Origin of the sequence: Vibrio sp. 10N.222.54.E6, from assembly GCF_041473955.1 — a bacterium.
Taxonomy (GTDB): domain Bacteria; phylum Pseudomonadota; class Gammaproteobacteria; order Enterobacterales; family Vibrionaceae; genus Vibrio; species Vibrio tasmaniensis_A.
Genome location: NZ_JBFRTD010000041.1, coordinates 48,226 through 67,242, shown reverse-complemented (window position 1 = coordinate 67,242; position 19,017 = coordinate 48,226). Strand labels below are relative to the sequence as shown.

At 42.3% G+C, this 19,017-nt stretch carries 17 protein-coding genes; 9 read left to right on the top strand and 8 right to left on the bottom strand.

Features of this window, described 5'->3' with window-relative positions; all coding sequences use genetic code 11:
* Window positions 1–27: 27 nt before the first annotated feature.
* Entirely contained in the window at window positions 28–1,896 is a 1,869-nt protein-coding gene (locus AB4513_RS21760) for a M3 family metallopeptidase (protein WP_102258188.1), read from the top strand.
* A gap of 94 nt (window positions 1,897–1,990) precedes the next feature.
* On the opposite strand, the gene AB4513_RS21755 is transcribed toward AB4513_RS21760, so the two are convergent.
* The 3 genes from AB4513_RS21755 to AB4513_RS21745 all read right to left on the bottom strand — a co-directional run bounded on the left by AB4513_RS21755 (window position 1,991) and on the right by AB4513_RS21745 (window position 4,543).
* The gene (locus tag AB4513_RS21755) at window positions 1,991–2,302 is read right to left on the bottom strand and encodes a hypothetical protein (protein ID WP_029222827.1); all 312 of its coding nucleotides are present in this window, start codon (window positions 2,300–2,302) and stop codon (window positions 1,991–1,993) included.
* Window positions 2,303–2,474: 172 nt separating this feature from the next.
* Window positions 2,475–3,515 (bottom strand): porin, encoded by a 1,041-nt coding sequence (locus AB4513_RS21750; RefSeq protein WP_102258189.1) that lies wholly within the window; start codon window positions 3,513–3,515, stop codon window positions 2,475–2,477.
* A gap of 155 nt (window positions 3,516–3,670) precedes the next feature.
* Window positions 3,671–4,543 carry a DUF3187 family protein gene (locus tag AB4513_RS21745; protein ID WP_372069590.1) on the bottom strand — a complete coding sequence of 291 codons (873 nt, stop codon included), beginning with the start codon at window positions 4,541–4,543 and terminating at the stop codon, window positions 3,671–3,673.
* Between the two features lie 304 nt (window positions 4,544–4,847).
* Between AB4513_RS21745 and AB4513_RS21740 the strand changes: the two genes are divergently transcribed.
* On the top strand, window positions 4,848–5,642 hold the full coding sequence (locus AB4513_RS21740) for a response regulator transcription factor (RefSeq protein WP_102258190.1): 795 nt from the start codon (window positions 4,848–4,850) through the stop codon (window positions 5,640–5,642).
* Between the two features lie 110 nt (window positions 5,643–5,752).
* Here AB4513_RS21740 and AB4513_RS21735 read toward each other — a convergent pair whose 3' ends face one another.
* A complete protein-coding gene (locus AB4513_RS21735) occupies window positions 5,753–6,586 on the bottom strand; it encodes a RecX family transcriptional regulator (RefSeq protein ID WP_102258191.1) in 834 nt (277 codons plus the stop codon).
* Between the two features lie 376 nt (window positions 6,587–6,962).
* Window positions 6,963–8,567: a mechanosensitive ion channel family protein gene (locus AB4513_RS21730; protein ID WP_102258192.1), complete on the bottom strand. Its 1,605-nt coding sequence runs from the start codon at window positions 8,565–8,567 to the stop codon at window positions 6,963–6,965.
* A gap of 252 nt (window positions 8,568–8,819) precedes the next feature.
* On the opposite strand from AB4513_RS21730, the gene AB4513_RS21725 reads away from it, so the two are divergent.
* The 5 genes from AB4513_RS21725 (at window position 8,820) to AB4513_RS21705 (ending at window position 13,447) form a co-directional block, all read left to right on the top strand.
* On the top strand, window positions 8,820–9,068 hold the full coding sequence (locus AB4513_RS21725; protein ID WP_009844760.1) for a hypothetical protein: 249 nt from the start codon (window positions 8,820–8,822) through the stop codon (window positions 9,066–9,068).
* A gap of 328 nt (window positions 9,069–9,396) precedes the next feature.
* Window positions 9,397–9,873 carry a hypothetical protein gene (locus AB4513_RS21720; protein ID WP_157936401.1) on the top strand — a complete coding sequence of 159 codons (477 nt, stop codon included), beginning with the start codon at window positions 9,397–9,399 and terminating at the stop codon, window positions 9,871–9,873.
* Between the two features lie 95 nt (window positions 9,874–9,968).
* Window positions 9,969–12,032 (top strand): protein-disulfide reductase DsbD, encoded by a 2,064-nt coding sequence (locus AB4513_RS21715; protein ID WP_102258200.1) that lies wholly within the window; start codon window positions 9,969–9,971, stop codon window positions 12,030–12,032.
* Window positions 12,033–12,035: 3 nt separating this feature from the next.
* Entirely contained in the window at window positions 12,036–12,605 is a 570-nt protein-coding gene (locus AB4513_RS21710; RefSeq protein ID WP_009844757.1) for a protein disulfide oxidoreductase, read from the top strand.
* Between the two features lie 122 nt (window positions 12,606–12,727).
* Window positions 12,728–13,447, top strand: coding sequence for a DsbA family protein (locus AB4513_RS21705; RefSeq protein WP_102258193.1), 720 nt, complete (start codon window positions 12,728–12,730; stop codon window positions 13,445–13,447).
* A gap of 149 nt (window positions 13,448–13,596) precedes the next feature.
* On the opposite strand, the gene AB4513_RS21700 is transcribed toward AB4513_RS21705, so the two are convergent.
* On the bottom strand, window positions 13,597–14,862 hold the full coding sequence (locus AB4513_RS21700; RefSeq protein WP_009844755.1) for an HD-GYP domain-containing protein: 1,266 nt from the start codon (window positions 14,860–14,862) through the stop codon (window positions 13,597–13,599).
* Window positions 14,863–15,088: 226 nt separating this feature from the next.
* Between AB4513_RS21700 and AB4513_RS21695 the strand changes: the two genes are divergently transcribed.
* Complete coding sequence (locus tag AB4513_RS21695) at window positions 15,089–15,634, top strand: GNAT family N-acetyltransferase (RefSeq protein ID WP_102258194.1); 546 nt, start codon at window positions 15,089–15,091, stop codon at window positions 15,632–15,634.
* A 141-nt stretch (window positions 15,635–15,775) separates the two neighbouring features.
* Here the strand turns inward: AB4513_RS21695 and AB4513_RS21690 are convergent, their stop codons facing one another.
* Window positions 15,776–17,125 carry a HAMP domain-containing sensor histidine kinase gene (locus AB4513_RS21690; RefSeq protein WP_017099768.1) on the bottom strand — a complete coding sequence of 450 codons (1,350 nt, stop codon included), beginning with the start codon at window positions 17,123–17,125 and terminating at the stop codon, window positions 15,776–15,778.
* The gene (locus AB4513_RS21685; protein WP_029222829.1) at window positions 17,118–17,807 is read right to left on the bottom strand and encodes a response regulator transcription factor; all 690 of its coding nucleotides are present in this window, start codon (window positions 17,805–17,807) and stop codon (window positions 17,118–17,120) included. The genes AB4513_RS21690 and AB4513_RS21685 overlap by 8 nt, the downstream gene beginning before the upstream one ends.
* 538 nt (window positions 17,808–18,345) lie before the next feature.
* Here AB4513_RS21685 and AB4513_RS21680 point away from each other — a divergent pair.
* Window positions 18,346–18,903 carry a hypothetical protein gene (locus AB4513_RS21680; RefSeq protein WP_017102472.1) on the top strand — a complete coding sequence of 186 codons (558 nt, stop codon included), beginning with the start codon at window positions 18,346–18,348 and terminating at the stop codon, window positions 18,901–18,903.
* Window positions 18,904–19,017 lie beyond the last annotated feature (114 nt).

Sequence of the window (19,017 nt, the reverse complement as noted above, 5' to 3'; positions counted from 1 at the left end):
TTAATGAATAATTTACAAGGAACGTCCATGACTGCAACGAACTATCTCAACCAATTGAACCAAAAGTATCTTGCGACTCATAAAGCGAAAGAAGACTTCTTTTGGGATACTTATATGGGGATCAGTGACGACCATGATGGCTCGACACTCGCGCAGACCCAATGGACTGAATTTCTTAGCTCTGCCGAGCAAATTGCTGCTATCGAAACGCAGCTAGCTACTATCGAAACGCAGCTAGCTACTATCGAAGAAATTCAAGACCCTCAAGAAAAAGAGAGCACGCTAACAGGCTTGAATGGTTGGTTAGCGACCTTTAGATCTCACGCTATTGAGTCTGAGCAGTCACAGAAGCTTAAAGCCGAACTCATAAAGTTTGAGGCTGAACTGTTTGAGAAAAAACAGAATCATGTAATGACTTACGTGAATGAAGCGGGCGACGACACTGAAGGGTCGTTACCGGTTCTAGGTTCAACAATAAGAACCAATAGTAATGAAAAAGTTAGGCTTTCAGCTCACCAAACACTACTAGGTTTAGAGCAGTGGCTGCTGGCTAACGGCTTCATTGAACTCATCAAAAAACGCAACCAGTTTGCTCAATCGCTGGGTTTCAAAACCTTTTTTGACTATTCCGTCGTTAAAACCGAGCAGATGACAACTGAGCAACTGTTTACAATTCTGGATGACTTTGAAGTTCGCACGCGAGATAACCATCAACAAAGCCTAGAGAGCTTAACTCAGAAAAAAGGTCAGAGCGCTCTAGAAGCCCATAATTTCACCTACTCTTTTTCAGGTGACGTCATGAATGACTTAGACCCTTATGTTCCATTTTCAAAGTCACTAAGGCGTTGGGTTGAGTCTTTTGGTCGTCTTAATATCGAATACTCACAAGCAACATTGAAATTAGATTTGCTTGATCGTAAAGGAAAGTATCCAAACGGTTTCTGTCATGGGCCAGTTCCTTCTTTCTACGATCAAGATACTTGGGTAGCTGCACAGGTCAACTTCACGAGCAACGCCAAGCCCGACCAAATCGGCAGCGGTTATGATGGTATCAATACGCTGTTTCACGAGGGCGGCCACGCTGCACATTTCGCTAATGTTAAAATGAATGCGCCTTGTTTCTCTCAAGAATTTGCACCAACATCGATGGCTTATGCCGAAACTCAATCCATGTTCTGTGACAGCTTATTGAATGACGCCGATTGGCTAAAACAATATGCCCTGGATTCAGAAGGCCAAGCAGTACCTGATGAGCTAATCAAAGCCATCATAGATAACAAACAACCGTTCAGAGCCTACCAAGAACGAAGCATTCTTGTTGTTCCCTATTTCGAACGAGCACTTTACGAATTGGCGGATGAAGATCTGACACCTGAAAAGATCACTGCTCTTGCTCGTAGCAGTGAGAAAACGATTCTTGGATTGGCTTGTAGCCCTCGCCCATTGATGGCGATTCCACATCTATTGTCGGATGAAGCCTCATGCGCTTACCAGGGCTACTTATTAGCTCATATGGCGGTGTATCAAACACGTGCTTATTTCACCGATAAGTTTGGCTACTTAACGGATAACCCAGAGATCGGCCCTTTGTTAGCTAAGCACTATTGGCACCAAGGCAATAGTGTGAATCATAATGGGACAATCGAAAGCCTGACTGGGGAAGGTTTTAATGCCAAGTACCTCGCTGACGAATGCAACTTATCGCCAGAAGAAGCTTGGGCTATTGAAGATCAAAAAATCAAACAGCTGTCGACAAGAGAACGAGCACCCGTCGCTGATTTGAATGCGAAGATATCAATCGTTGATGGGACAACCGAGTTGGCGAGTAATGATAAGTCAAACCATCAGATGTGTGATGAGTTTGAACACTTTATCGTTGGGCAATACGGCCGATAGCGGGTGCTGAGCATCTGTAACCAAGGTTGAACCAAAAAACTCAAACGAAAAAAAGGACGATATTTAATCGTCCTTTTTATTTACAGCATTGACCCTACACAGTGACACAATTTAAACGAGATTGAACATCAAAAATAATGTCGACAGAATCAAGGCTTCTTAGTGATTTCCTATGAATACCACATATCTGCCCTGTCAAAACAATATAAAACTTTTCTGTTTTGAGTAAATTCCAAGCTTCATCAAGAGATTCAGCATAAACCTTGTTCTTGAGATCTTGCGGGCGAGTACCTGCAACTCTTCCATGTTTACGCGCCAATTCAAATAATCCATTTCGATTCGGTTTACATGTAAACAGAGTGTCATTTCCGTAAATAACACCCTTGGCAGTAATGCTCTTAACCATTACATTCTCCAGATTATCATTCCACTCATAACACTGAGTGTCAAACCACATATCGGTTGGATACTTAAACGGCAAAACGAAGAGAACATGGTGTAACGACCGGGCATGCGACACACCATAGCAATCAGATTTAAAGTTCTTAAGCTCTCAAAGCTATTAAGCTATTAAGAGCTTAGAAGTAGTAGTAAGCTGCTGCGAATACGTGTGTTTCTTCGTCGTACTGTGCGCTAGTTGAACCCATGCGTGCACCATCAATATCTTGTTTGATATCAATACCCATGTCAGCGTTGTCTGCAATACGGTACATTGCCGCGATGTTGATGTAAGAAGCATCTACGTCCGCTTGGCCATCAAGTTCATTGCTGTTAGAGGCGTAACCAGCTGCAATTGTTAGGTCTTCAGAAACCGCGTAACCACCTGAAACGTAGTAACCCGTGTCTTTCTCAGAATCTGCGTCATCAATCCAAGAGTTCATACCTAGTGTTAGGTCACCAATTTTTACGTTACCAGTTACCGTGTAAACTTCGTAATTAGCTTCGTAATCACGGTTTTCGTAACCTGCGTATAGGTTGAATACTTCTTGCTCTAGACCGATGTAGCCGTTCACACCTTTGTCGAACTTATCATTGTTACGAGAATCTTTCGTTTCGAAGTAAGAGATACCGTAAGCGATACCGCTTGTTGCACCCTCGAACTTAACAACATTGAAGCCGTCAGAAGCATCACCAGCAGAAGCGCCAAACTCGTAAGTGTTATCACCAGCACCGTCAACTTTATCTAGTGCTGTATCATTTTCCCAACCGAATGAAGCGATACCGAAACCAGTGTCAAAACCAAGCCAAGCTTTGTCTACATCAGCAGCAGGGCCAGTATCGATGCCATTTGTCCACTTGTAGTTAACTGAATCATTCGCTGAAACGTTATTGTCTGTTGTGTAGTTCACCATCAAGTCTGTTTCGAAGTAACCAACAATACGGTTGTTACGGTAGTTTACTGCAAGTGTTAGGCCTGTAGCCCAGTCATCGTAGAATGCTTTAGAACCAGTGTCGTAGTAACCGCCAACACCCATAGCACCAGATACTGAGAATTGATCTTTATGCATTGAATCAAATGCGAACATGTCTTCATTTTGGCTGTTTTGGCTGCTTGTATTTACCGCGAAAGCTGAACTTGAAATGCTTGCAATCGCAAGTGCTACTAATGTCTTTTTCATAATAACCACTACCTATATATTGATTCGGCCTTGTTAGTCCGGCCTTTTGGAGTAGCGCTATTGTTCAAAAAAACAGGTTATTGATATACCGTAAATTTACTGAAATTTTATAGCTTCGGTGAATTTCATGAAATAAGAATATATTAATGTGTCGTTTATATTGAGAAACGTAATCCCAGAGTAAAGCCGATATCGGTGCTGTTATCCATATTGCGAATATTCTCTGTCATCAAGGCTTCTAAACTAAACCTATTGAATCGGTACCTATAACCGAGCACCACTTCATTAGACGGCTCTGAGAAATCTGGTTCATCCGTTGCCCACCCTTGATAATTTAACGATTCAATGACCAAGCTATGATGAGCATCGAATCGTAATTCATAGCCTACAGCCCAACTCGAACTGTAGTTTTCTAAGAGCACAGAATAGTCATCACCTTTGCGGTGAACTAAACCAAGAGTAACAAACACGTTGTGACGCACTGATAAATAGCTGTAATTCAGCTGAACACCTTGCTCAAAACTATTTCGCTCAAACTGCCCTTCTCGAACATTATTGTAAAACAGAGAGCCACCAGCAGAAATAAAAGAGGGGCCGTCGGAATACAACAATAATTCATTGTATAACGTGACAGCATTAGTCAGTTGATCGCCTTCAAAATCAGAAATATGAACCCCCGAGTTATTAAAATCCATAGTGAACTGATCTTGAGGAACTTCATCCCGACCATTTTGGCCGATATTAAATAAGTCATGAAAGCCCATCACAAAACTATCAAGTCCATTATCTTTGGCTGTTACCACTCGATAATCCAACTCCACCTTCCATACAGAAGATGCCTGCCATTGAACTGCAATATTCGATTGATTTTGGTAATAATCAAGACCATAAGCGTCGGTGTGTGCCCATATACTGGCTTGGGTATAAGAGGACTTGAACTCAATAGTCCCCACCCTTTTGGGCTGAGCAGAACGAAGTTGTGTTGAAAGCACATTTGAATGAATAGGTGACTGCGCATAGACAAACATTGGGGATGCGTTCGCGCTTGCAGTAGGATGAAAAAAAGTCAGTATCGAGACTGAAATACTCAGTAACGCCCTTAAACTTATCACAGTGTTTACTCGGTTGTATAAATGCCCGATTTTATTAAAAAACACCGTTCAATTAATGCAGTAGATCTACCGCTTATCATCCTAACATTTAGATTAAAGAGTTATAAAAAAACGAAAATTAGAACCTCTCGAAAATGTAAACATCTTATCTTGCACTGTGCTTTACGAACGCATAGTCTTCGGGATATTAACCTGATGAATATATTGATAGAGGAAAGGTATGTCGGCTACTAACCTAAATTTTGAACAATTGTTGATGAAGCAATCAACGACTCTCATCAATAGCGATCCTAAGTATTTTCAAGCTACTTGGTCAGAAGCGAGCTTTGACGTACTCGATTGGTTTGGGATGGATCGTTTAACACTCTACCCTAACTCAATGGTCTTACTGGAAGACGGAAAGACTTGTTCAGTATCGAAAGCGAACATACCCCCGGTCAATAAACAGAATCTCATTGGTGGCAACTATCTTGATTATTTAAAGCTGCTAAAGACCAAAAAAACTTATCTCGCGTTTTCGAAAGACGACCTCGAGAACACTCAGAATTACGTATTAAAGCAGTTATACAAAGAAGGGGGGCGATGGCACTGCATCATTCCTTTGCAACTCTTTAACCAACGCTGGGGAGCACTGTCTTTTACTAACTTTCACGACAACGATACCACTTTCGATCTCGAAGACATCCAGCGCTTAAAATTAGTCTGTGAGCTTTGGCTCTGTTATTGGCAGCACTCAACACTAGCCAGAACATTAAAGCAAAATGAGAATCGGCTAGAAGATGACAGTGACAAATTACTCTTACTCACCAAGAAGCAGACCAAAGTGTTGGCACTTATTGCTCAAGGCTTAAGTGCAAAAGAGTGTGCGGAACAGCTCCATCTAAGCTCTCGAACTATAGAATCGCATAAGTACAGAATGCTTGGGTTGCTCGATTTGAACAACCACAATGACCTCCTTCAGTTCGCGTTGCGTAATGGGTTAGGTATTACAGAAAACCTGCACACAACGCGTTAAAACAATCTATTAACCCTGTAAATCATTCTGTGTTCGGTGACCTTCAGCTATTTATATCTGAAGGGTCTGTATTTATGAAAGCTCTATATTTCTTGGTTTAAGGACACTGGCTACTCGTTACCTTCACTCAGAGCAAATTTAATTTCATCCGACGAAAAGCCTTTTCGACTTAGCATAGCGTAAGCTTTTGAGCGCTCTTTGTGATCGTTGAGGTCATAAGGTTTCTTTTGTAGTTGTTCTAAACACGAAGAGTAAAAATCCAGTTGCTCTTCGTTAATTAACCGATCGACCAATTGTGGCAATTCGCTCGTGTCTATTTGTCGCTGTCTAAGCTCTTGCTGAATAGCAGTCAAGCCTTTGCCTTTACGAGCATACTTAAGCACTTCTTTTTCCAAATCGGCTTTCTCTGCCTTAATTTGAATATTACTCTTCAGTTCATGCGCTTGTGGGTGCTGGTCAATCGCTACCTTAACTTGTTGATAGCTAAAACCACGCTTTTGCAGCGTCGCAACCAATTTTTCACGGCTCATGGTAAAGCTTGAGTAGTAGTGGTTGATTCGGTCTATCAAGATAGTTTGTTCATCAATAGACTTTTCGAAAGACACCTTATGGATAGCATCAGAAATCACTGAGTCCGTCAGGCCTTTCTTTTTCAATTTTTCAACAATATACCGAGAACCAAATTCACCTGAGAACGCTTGTTCTACGAATTGTTCAGCAAACATTTGGTCAGATTTGAGATACCCAAACCCTTTCAAAGTATTCAACGTTTCATCAATCCATTCTTGATTGTCGGTTTTCACTTTGAGCTTCGCTACCAACTCACTTTCTGTCATATCTCTCTGAGTTAAATGCCACATCGCAGAGTTCATGACGCTTTCGATTCGCGTCGCTTTTCTTACCGTTGTATTTCTACCATTCGTTTTTTGCTGTGAATCATCCATTCGATTTCAACTGTCCAAACTAAGCCTACCCCATCATAACGTAATTCTAAGGTGGTTGAGTTACCTAAAAGAGTGAAGCTCAATATAATACCAATCGTAGTAAATAACTGTTCACCCTAGCTGGTTAAAACGCTCGATAACGGCGTTAGAACTTTTGATTGTAGAATAACTACTTATCAAAAATTTCTGCCTTGTTCTCAAGCCTTTTTCCTGCGCTATTTCTGATCACTTACTTACTGTGATTGGTATAAACTGGCAGCCAATAAAAATGGACGCTTATTCAGCGTCCATTTGATATCACATTAAGAAGAGATCGACCTTAAGCCGTACTTAGTTCTCTCCGTATTAGCTATTCTCGTACTAGCCTTTTTCCGGGTTAGTTCTCTTCGTGATTGTAAACATGTACATCTCGTTGAGGGAATGGAATCGTGATGCCCTCTTCATCGAAGCGTTTCTTCACGGTTTCCGTCACATCCCAATACACTTCCCAGTAGTCATCTGTCTTAACCCAAGGTCTTACAACAAAATCAACTGAAGACGTATTCAAGGTGTGAAGCTTGATCATATGCTCTGGTTTTTTCAACACTAGAGGGTGAGCAAGAATGATGTCGTTCAATACCGATTTTGCTTTATCGATATCATCTGAGTAACCGATACCAAAAACCATATCAACACGTCTCACACGCTCTGCTGTGATGTTGTTGATCACGTCACCCCAGATCTTGTTGTTTGGGATCACCAAGCGTTGGTTATCGATGGTTTGAACGGTTGTCGATACTAAGCTCATGTCTTTTACAGTGCCTTGAACACCAGCGACTTTGACCATGTCGCCAACATCGTACGGACGGTAGATCAAGATCATCAAGCCCGATGCAAAGTTAGACAGCGTATCTTGCAATGCAAAACCAATGATGACACCCGCAACACCGAAACCCGTTAATAGTGGTGCTAGCTCAATCCCTATTTGAGACAGGGCGATCAGCAAACCAACAAACACGACCGCTTTAGATGCAATTGATACAAAGAAGTCCTGCATCAATACACTGAAGTCCATTTTAGAGTGCGAAACACTCTTACGAACGGTTTTACGAGCCACATTAGCAATAAGGCGAGTTACATACAAAATACCGAGGAAAAGCGCGAGTTTAACGATAAATGAAGGGGTATTTTCAAAAGCCCATGAACTGAATGAACGAAGCCAACCATCCAACAACTCCAGTGCAACATCAACATCCAATACATCAGCGTTAATGTCGCCGGTGGTCGCTAATAGAATACGCTTGTACGAGGTGACATCCACACCAAATGGCACCATCATGGAGATACTTTTCTCTAAGCTGGCAACCATAACGCTGGTTCGTTCTCTGAAACGTATTAATTCAGTTTTTATCGTCGCCTTTTCTTCTTCACTCACAAAAGACAAACGGCGCTCTAAATCTTGACGCTGCGTGTCTGTGTAGAGAATCGCATTTGTCAGATATTGCGAACGAGAAGCTAGTGCGGTTTTTAACTGACTTTCCGCAGCCGATACATCAACGCCTCGATCTTTTGACCAACTTAAGGTCTTAGAAAGTTGCTGATAGTAGTCATCCATCATTCCGATACGTTTTTGAATCAACAATTCAAGACGCTTTTTTGCATCCCCTTCAGCCGAACGGTTGTCTTTGCTCATAGAGACAATTTTAACTTCGTTCAATGACAGTAAATGCTGTAAAAGCTCTACTTGCTGGGCAAGAACAGCGTCTAAGCCTTGCTTCTTATCAGATGATAATTGGGAGGATATCTCTTTGCGTAGTGCTTGGTTCTTTCTTCGCAATATGTCTTCTAGAAACGGCTTTTCAGCATCGTGCGCTGTTTCTAATGTAGTGAGGTCCAGCATTAGCTGGTCTTGTACTTCTGCTATTTTATCGACGCTTTGCGCAAAACTTCCAAATGCGACAAACGCCAACATTAACAATAGACAACGCCAAACCTTCATCATACTAATTCCTATTATTGTCTAAATTGACCCTATAAATAGTAGTAAAAAGAAGATGGATAACAAGCATTTAAACGTATGTTGTGTTAAAACTTTGCAAATTATCAGCCTGTATCTAATATTTGAGAGTTCCAATCCCCTCTTATGACCTGTAGAGTACGCAACCAACAAAGAACAACAGCCAATATCGTCATTTAGGTGCATGTACTAAATCGCCTTAAATCCTATGTTGGCTCACAGCAAAAGAGCATAAAAATGAACAACGAACTTGATGTTATTGAGTCTCTAGAAGAGCTAGAGCAATTCCTAATTTCAGTAGAAGCAGGGGGCTTAGGTCTTGAAGACGTTGAAGGCGTAGGTATGGCCACCAATAATTCTGATGGTCGTCATTTCGTTGCAGTATTCAACAGCAGTCACAAGGTTTTACTCGCTCGCTGGATCACTAAAGAAATCTTTGAAAATGGTAAAGACCTTGTGCGCAACGGTCCTCGCCGTTCTCACTAAATCTTTCCAATAGCACCAATGGTTAAAGCCCAATATGTCCATCTGCGATCTGTTGGGCTTTTTTGTATCTCCTCATGATGAATAGAGCATTCTATACAGGATAAATTAGCGATAACTTCCAGTTGTTGTGAACTTTATCTAGAACTCAATGTCGTATTCGCGTGAGTTGTTGTTTATGCATCGTGTATCTACGGTATATCGCGTTTATGCATCGTTTCACTTTAACAATTTCATGACTTGTGACTCGAAGAGAACTTATTTAAGCTAGCCACAATTCAACAAGCTCGCTTGAGCGACTAACGACTAACTGATTCGACTACTGACTGATTTGCTGAATACACCATTACTTTTCTTATCTCAACAGAACCGCCGACAAAAGCATTCGCTTTGGGCGCTGTTCCTTACCGGACTGGTTATCGTAATCTGTCTGGCGAGTGCGCTTTCTACAAACAAAGTAACCACTTCAGCTTCCCTAATTGGACAATCAATACTTGTCGGCGCAGAAACTAGCCATCCACAAGCAATCGGCGCATCTTTCGATAAAATGTCTGAGCTCTATGCCAGCGTTTTTAGTTCAGAAGCTTCTAAAACTCTGTCAGCGCCAAACTCTAGCGCGTGCAGCCTAAGCTCCAAAATGCTCACCTTCGCAACACCTAAAACAGGTTGGCTGATTCCTTTTATCCTGTTTATTGCTGTTGCGTACAGCCTATCACCGCACATATCGAGATTGTCTAGAGATAACCATCGCTCTTCTCGACCTACAAAACACCGCTTACATCTAAAGCACTGTATATTTAGAGAGTAAATAACCGGGCTACTACACCCTTTTATTTATTTTTTGGAGATACATTTGTGTACAACACACTACTAACTAAGTTTGTCGATTCGTTGGCATTCTGCATGCGTACATGCGCGAAAACGCTAGTCACTGCCCTTTTGGTTATGACGTCATTTACTGCTTTGGCACAGACGACGGGCTGGCTCAGCGTGCCTGAACATCCACCAGTCAAGATGCGAATGATGTCGACGGGTGAACAGTCGGACGACGGTTCTAAGATTCAAACCGTGCTGGATGTCGTTCTCGACGGCGATTGGAAAACCTATTGGCGTAGCCCCGGCGAAGGTGGTATCCCGCCAAGTTGGGACTGGTCTGGTTCAACAAACATAGAGTCGGTAGAGTGGCATTGGCCGCTCCCTAAGTACTACGAACAACTCGACGTGATGACGTTAGGCTACAAAAAACACGTCAGCTTTCCCGTTACGTTGACACTGAAAGACAACACGAAGCCAGCACTGTTCAAGGCGTCGTTCACCTTTCCGTCGTGCACCAATATCTGTGTGTTAACCGATTACGACATCCAATTGCCGATTGATCCGCAAACATTAGAGCTCGATGAAGAAGCGATGTTCTTGTTCAATCAAGGCATGAGCCAATCTCCACGAGAAGCTAACCGCACTTCAGTGAACGGCCTGTTCTGGGATAAAAGTAAACAACAACTGGTGACTCAGCTAACAAGTAAGGAAGGCTGGGATAAACCGATGGTATTGATTGATGGGCAAGAAGTGCTTGATGACTTCTTCTCTCCACCAACCGTCCACATCACAGACAATACAATGACCGCAGTATTCGATGTGAGTAACTGGATCGGCGAGGTCAACTTAACGGATCGCACAGTGAGTATTACCGTTTCAGATACTAACTTTGCCGAAGAGATGACCGCGCAAGTTGAGTCAGACCCGATAGCTTACCAAACAAGCAACAACAGCTTTCTAGTCATGCTTGGCTTTGCTTTAATTGGTGGTTTGATCCTCAACATCATGCCGTGTGTTCTACCCGTATTAGGAATGAAGTTAAACAGCATCATTCAGAACCAAGGTGCTTCAAATCGCCACATCCGACTCTCATTCCTAGCGTCTGCTGCGGGGGTTATCACTTCGTTTTCGCTACTAGCTCTAGGCATGACCGTTCTGAAAATGGGTGGCAATGCGATTGGTTGGGGAATCCAGTTCCAAAATGTTTGGTTCATCGGGTTCATGCTGGTCATTACCCTACTGTTCTCAGTTAACCTGCTCGGTCTATTCGAATTCAGGCTTCCATCAGGCTTGAACACTTGGATGGCAACCAAAGGCGACGACTCACATTCAGGTCACTTCATCCAAGGCATGTTTGCGACACTATTGGCAACGCCTTGCAGTGCTCCATTCCTAGGAACTGCAGTGGCTTATGCTCTGGGCGCAAGTTACCAAGAGTTGTGGGCTATCTTTATCGCACTCGGCATTGGTATGAGCGCACCTTGGTTGATCTTCGCGTTATTCCCAAGCCTAACTAAATTGCTACCAAAACCGGGCGCGTGGATGTTCAAAGTTAAGTTGGTATTCGGCTTAATGATGTTCATCACCAGTCTGTGGTTAACAAACCTGCTGAGCCCATTCGTTGGCAAGTTCCCAACCATCTTGTTGTCACTGTTTATCGTCGTTTCAGTGTTAATTTGGATTGGCATGAAATTAGGACGCAAGGTACTGATTCCTATCATGGCAACCACAACCTTGGTATTTGGTGCTGCATTGATCGTCGGTAGTGTTACTGCTGATAACTGGGCAACGCCAATTGTCGATAACCTTGATTGGCAGAAACTGGATGCGAAACAAATCCCTCAGTTGGTCGAGCAAGGAAAAACAGTCTTTGTCGACGTGACTGCTGAATGGTGTATCACCTGTAAAGCCAACAAAATTGGCGTCATTCTTCAAGATCCTGTCTACAGCCACCTGCAACAAGAAGACATTGTTTTGATGAAAGGCGATTGGACAACACCAAGTGAAAGTGTCACTCAATACTTACAAAGTAATGGGCGATTTGGTGTGCCATTTAATATCGTTTATGGCCCGAGCTATAAAAATGGTATTCCATTACCCGTAATTCTAGACAGTGACACTGTTATTCAAGCCATCGACGCTGCGAGATAATTGATGAAGACGCCCAACAACGAACAAAAGCCTAGCTCTGCTGAAGATAACGCTGTAAAGGCTGAAACCAAAAAGCCAAGCCGTCTTAAGAAGTGGGGAAAGGAACTCGTTTCAATGATACTGATCGTTGGCGTGGTTTCGTTTGCCATGGATTTTTACCACAGCAGAAGCATGCCTCAAGGAGACGCGATACCAATCGTGGGTCAGTCGATCCAAGGGGAAGATATTGATGTTATCGAGCTAAGCAAAAGCGGTAAGCCCGTTATTGTCTATTTTTGGGCGACTTGGTGTAGCGCGTGCAAATTGGTGAGCCCGACGGTTAATAGCTTCAGCGACTCCCATCAAGTAGTTTCTGTCGCACTTTCATCTGGCCCAGACGAACGTGTTCAGCGCTTCTTAGACGCCAAAGAGTATGACTTCCCTGTTATCAATGATCTCTCTGGATCGATCAGCAGAAGTTGGGGAGTCAATGTCACGCCAAGTATTGTCATCATCAAAGATGGAAAGATCAGCAGCATCGCAACCGGCGTTACTTCCCCTATCGGCCTGTGGTTAAGAACCTACTTTGCATAACTCGCTCACTAAGAAAAACAGAGCAGAGCAAATGAACCGATTAAAGCCAATTTAACAAACAATAATACCGTGAGCGCGACCCAAAACGTGCTCACGATTATCAAGAATTAGAGAAAAACAACATGAAAAAACATCTGATTAGCACACTGATTTTAGGCTCACTAATGAGCACAAGTGCCTTCGCTGAGTTAAGCACAGAACAAACCCAGCAACTTGAAGAAATTAACCAGTTCCTGAAGGAGAACCCTTCTACGATCTCAGGGCTGCATACCAGTTTAGAGCAGTACGTAGCTGGCCAAGCGCAAGCAAAGAAAGCTCAAGCGGAGAGTCACGATTGGTTGTATAACAATGACGCTCACCCAATCACGGGCAACCCGAATGGCAAATCAGTAATCGTTAACTTTACTGACTACAACTGCCCTTACTGTAAGCGCTTGGAAAAAGGCTTGGTTCAATTAGCCTCTGAAAACAGCGACATTAAAGTGATCAACGTGTACTTGTCATTTAAGCAGCAACAAGTAGATGGCCTTGATACCAATGCAGCTCTATACGCGATGAAAGTATGGAAAGATAACCCAGCAGCCTTCCCTGAAGTCAACAGACTGCTGATGGCAAAAAGTGGTATTCACTCGAAAAGCTCACTAGAAGCCGTAGCCAAGAAGACAGGCACAGAAGCGCAATTGGACACAACTTCGGAGCAAAGCGACATACTGATGACCAACCACCAAGCCTTTAGCGCTCTAGGTTTAACCGGCACTCCAACCATGATGATGAACGGAAATGTTTTACCGGGATATGTGCCTTACGACCGACTAAAAGATATCGTGGATGATGCTTTTTAATCGAGCGTAGATAGAGATAAAGACTAGAAAGAGAAGTGAATAAAAGCCGACTCGCGCAACACCCAGTCGGCTTTTTCATTGTTTGAATAAAGTAGATAGTCCATTTACCTTAAATTTAAAGGTGAGTTGAATCCTAAAAACGACCAAAGTTAAAACGCGTACATTCTTTTGTCCGTCGATAGTTCAAAACAGTACTCTGCGTGTTTTCTAAGGCATTCAAACACTTCTCGATCCAACTTATAACTATCAACTTGGTCCGTTAATATCGCTAGAGTTTCTTCCAGTGTCATACCTTTACGATAAGGGCGAGACTGGGTTAATGCTTGGAATACATCGACTACAGCAACAATTCTACTGGGTTGATCTAAATCTTCAGCCGTTTTACCCATCGGATAGCCTGAACCATCTAACCTTTCATGGTGGTCGGAAGCCCACTGACACACCTGAGGCGAACTAAACAACTCCTGCAGCGCGAATCGAGTATCTGTCGCATGGCGTTTAATACAACAGTATTCTTCGTCAGTGAGCAAATCTGGCTTATGAAGAATGTCACCAGGGGTTTGCAGTTTGCCAATATCGTGAACTAAACCAGCCAAATAGAGCTTTCTCTGCGTTGTGTGAGAATAACCAAGTTGTTTAGCTAAATATTCAGAAAGTTGCCCTACCTTCAACGAGTGCTTGAAAGTGAACGAGCTTTTCGTATCAACGACATTAGCAATAAACTCGGCAAAGGCGACTGTCTCATCCAGCGACATTTGCTGAGAGAAAAAGGGTACAGGTTCAAAGTTATCTCTCATATTCTCGATGTAAGGGGTCTCCATCGAGAACCAAAAATCATCCAGATCAACCAACTCACACATGTGCTGTACAAGATTGGTTTCGAACATCTCGTCCGCTTGCTCAGTCAAACGTCCAATAATGCTCGCTTTACCGTCTGGGGTTAGGTTCCCATAACGATCAGAAGCTGTTATGCCATATAGATAGTCAACTCTGTCAGCAAGCATCACAACTGCAGCCAGTTCCTTTTCTAATTCACTGATATTCATAGTCTTTAGATCTAACCAAGGGGTATGATGATAAAGAACTGGCTTAGCAAATATAGAAAGAACAGGGCACTCCTTTAAAATTTGGTAGCCCTTTTGACAATGGTAATAAGTCGAGTCGGGAACAAACCCCGAATTCAGTCGACGTTGCTCGTCTATTTGCGACACTCCGCAGTCGTGAATTAGCCCTAACGAAAATGCGAGCTGTGCCTGCTCCTCTTCCCACCCCACGCTCAGAGCACATCGATACGCGATGTAACCCACCCTCTGTCCATGGTTTTTGCTTTCAAAACCGACGTTATCAAGCGCCTTAGCAATACCAAATAGAGCCTTTCTTAGGTCTACGGTTACCTCTTGGCAATGTTGATTCATTACTTAAGCCTAGTATTTTTATATATTTTATATATTTAGGCTGCTAATACTAATGCATGACTAACGATCATACCCGCAATTATTATAAGGTTTAATGTATTTCGTGATAGATCTAGCGTATCACGAATAATTCGTGCCACAAGTGGTTGCATATTAAAAATTGTGCGACATTATAACCTGCCGACCAAAAGACACTTAAATCATCAGCCAAAAGAAAAGGGAAAACATGTTTAAAACAGTTATCGATGAAGAGTTATCCATCGCTCTGGTTGAAGAGAACTTCGCATCTCATTACGCGGAAATTTCACAAAGCCAAAATGAGTATCTTAGCCAATGGTTAGCATGGCCACCGCACTGCAAAACAGAGCAGGACTTTAGGATCTTCATCCAGCGCTCGCTACATGATTACGCGGAAGGCAAAAGCATGACATGTGCGATTGTGTACAAAGACAATATCGTCGGTAACTGTAGCTTTAACTCCATTGACCACAGCAAACAGAAAGTCACGATAGGCTATTGGTTGTCCGAGACTTACCAAGGTAACGGGATCGTTACACGCGTAGTTGAGAAGCTCATTGATATTGCTTTCAATGAGTTAGATATGGAAAAGGTGGAGATATCAGCTGCAACTGGCAACCAGAGTAGTCGCAAGGTTTGTGAGCGCTTACATTTCACATTAGAAGGTATCATAACTCGTAACGAGAACTTAAATGGCCGTATCATAGATCATGCTATTTATGGCCTTCATCGTTTAAGCGCCAACAGCATCTAAGCTTGATTTTCTACTTGGTAAATTTTGCCAATTGATAGTGAATGATAATTGGTAATTAGTAAGTTAATTAAATTAGTAAGCCACGATATTAAACCGTGGCTTTCATTTTTAAGAGTCTAATTGGTCTCTTACTAAAATCATTTACGTGATCTTTGGGATTAAGATACAGAACTTGGCACCACCGCGATTGCTATCGCAGATCCGAATGTCCCAAGAAAGCTTTTTAGCCGCTGAAATCGCTATCGCTAGACCTAACCCTAACCCACCAGTTGCTGATGCTCTGCTAGAATCTAAGCGAGAAAACGGAAGGAATACTTCTTCACGCCTGTCCTCAGGTATCCCAGAGCCATTGTCTTCAATCAGAACCAGCCAATTTTCTGAGTTCTCGTCCAGAGTTACCCAGACTTTGTCTTGTGTGTAATTCCCAGCGTTCTTAATCACGTTATCAAAAACCAAACGCGCCATCGAGCAATCACACTTAATTTTGCACTCTAGCTTTACTTTGGACTCAAAAATAACATTGTCTAACTCCGAGTAACGGATTCTATCTAAACAATACTCGCGAAGATCAGCTTTCACTTTAACAAGCTCGAAGAAAGAGTTATCCATGACATTCAATTTCGACAGCATGATAATTTCTGACGTGAGGTCGTTGATATCCCCGATGTAGGTATCAATATCATCGAAAAAAACCTGATGATGCTCTGGTGCTTCCCGCCTTAAGAGATCCGTCGCCAATTGAATACGGCTTAGCGGTGTGCGGACTTCATGTGGAATCGCTTGAGCAAATATATGACTTTGTTTTACTTTGCTCTCAATCTCCTCAGCCATGAAGTTAAAACTTTTGGCTAGCTCAGACACTGGGTGTATATCATCTACGTCAGAGCGAGTACTCAGCTTCCCCTTACCAAACTGCTTCTGTTTCTCAACAAGTAACTCTATTCTTTCTTGAAAACGCCTAACAGGTAAGTAAACACTTGCGCCAATAGCGAAGATAACGGCCAACAAAAGCCCAATAAGAAAGTTTCTTTCTGAATCTTCATACCACTCAATTTCAGGTGAGAAGAAATCGCCTACCTCACTGAACGCAAAGCTAAACCTAGAATTTGGTAGCTGAAATACTGCCGAATAGAGATTATTTTCACTTAGGTATACCGGTACACCATTCAAGGTGGTAAATAACTCGCATCGTTGACACGGAGCCTCTCCCGACCAATTCTCCAACAGGCGTAAATTGAAAATATAAAATTGCTGGTAGCCTGTTCTGTCGAGTTCTTTATATAGCGAGTTTTCTCGGTTGTGTTGACGAACATACTGCTCAGAAAAGTAGATGCCATCATTAAGGAATATTTCGATCTGGGTACGCCGCATGTGCCCTTCACCAAGGTTCCAAAACAAAAAGATCGTTGCCGACATCCCTGCCACAATTCCAAGGTACAAACGAGTAAACATAGAAACAGATCGAAGTTTCACCGCGATAGACTTATACAACCAGCATATACCCCTTGTTACGAACCGTACGGATCAACTGCTTATCTTTTGCATGCATACGCAGCTTCCGGCGCAACCCTGAAACACGCATATCAATAGAGCGGTCGTTAAAGGCATAATCAATACCTCTAAATAGCTGGCAACATTGATCTCGAGTAACGACCTGACAAATGTTATTAACAAGAAGATTTAGAATTTCAAACTCGGCAGAGGTGAGCTTTAGGTTCTGTCCGTACAGAGTGGCACTTTGAGCTGTACTGTTGATCACAATTTCACCTGGGGTTTCAGCGGTCGTGTCAGGCTCAGCAACAACAGGGGCTGCGCGACGCAATAGTGCTTCAATTCGTGCCAATAATGCATGACCACGAATAGGTTTTGCAACGTAATCATCCGCGCCAAACTTAAACAAACTAACCTCACTCATTTCATCAGCAGAGGCAGTCAATACTAAGATAATCCCATTATAAAATTCGCGAGCCTGTCGGCAAATCTGTGCGCCGCTCATTCCTGGAAGCATCAAGTCCAACAGAACGAGATCGGGTTCAATACTGCGGATCGCTTCAATGGCCAAATCCCCTTCATGGACAACGCTAACATTGTAGCCTTCAGCTTCGAGGTAAAGCGTAGTTAAACGCGCTATCGCCTGGTCATCTTCGACAATCAGCACTTTGGTTTTCGACATTTCTATCACCAGCATTTATTAAAAGCGAGGGCAGTATATATACTGTTCATATATCATCAATATTGTTATTGAAGTCACTAACTTACCGTACGCAAAACATATTAATCACTTTTGTACATACACGTTTACAAACCATCGTTCAGCAACAAAAACGCTCATTTATTGATTGATTTCCCGTCAAAAACGGAAAATCCAAACGCTTAAATGCTTACGTTTGCTTACCTTCTTACGCACACTTACATTAAAGGAATTTACAAAACTCATTCAAATAAACTTGCTAAACATTAATAACACAATAGTTAGTAACACTTCAAATCAACAAAATGACAGATTTTAAAACCGCGTTCGTATTCTAAAAAATTGAAGAAAACGATTACTTAACCAATCAAATAGCATGTTCCATTATCAAGCTCTCTCCCCCTCTATCAAGTAAAGTCTTCTTCAAGTAACATTTATTCGGCTAATCATTAACTCAAATAATAAACAACGGTGACTTACTGATTAAACAAAAGTCACTTTGTCACAAGGCCACTTAAAGATGAACAAATCGCTTTTAATGTTACTGACCATAACCGCTTTGTTGGCAACACGAGTCACCGCTGCTCCTAATAAACATGAGGTGATGAATCAAATCAAAGCACAAGTAAGCTCTTGGATAGATATTCAAGTCACACCACAAAATAGTATTATCCAAAAGATGGTCTTCAACTGTAATTTCTACCTAACAACCCCAAGCATTAAATCTCCAGATGGCAACGAAAGCAGCTCTGGTTCATATCGCTTTTATTCACATAATGGGGTAGTCGGCGCGATGACTGAACCTTTCACTACTCAACCCCTTCCAGAATTAACAATGTGCCTGAAAGAAGACTTCATCGTCACTAACCAAGATCAAGCCCAATTATTATTTGAAGCAATTGAGACGGTATACACAAATCATTCAATGTTTGACGATCGCTTCCCGAAAGAAATCGTCAAGACATCAACAGGTTGGAACTTCATCAACGGGGAAATTTTTGGGGACAATAAAGGCTATGCGATTGAAAGCACCCCGAAAGGAAAAGTAACCAAAATTATCCGTTCACTGAATCTTTAAACGCTATTTTGTCGCTAATTTATCTTTAGCGCCTGATTTTTCTTGAACACATAGCTCCTTCACGGCTGTTAAAGATCAGAGTTCAATTTGATAGACGCACTGCCAAAGCACGAC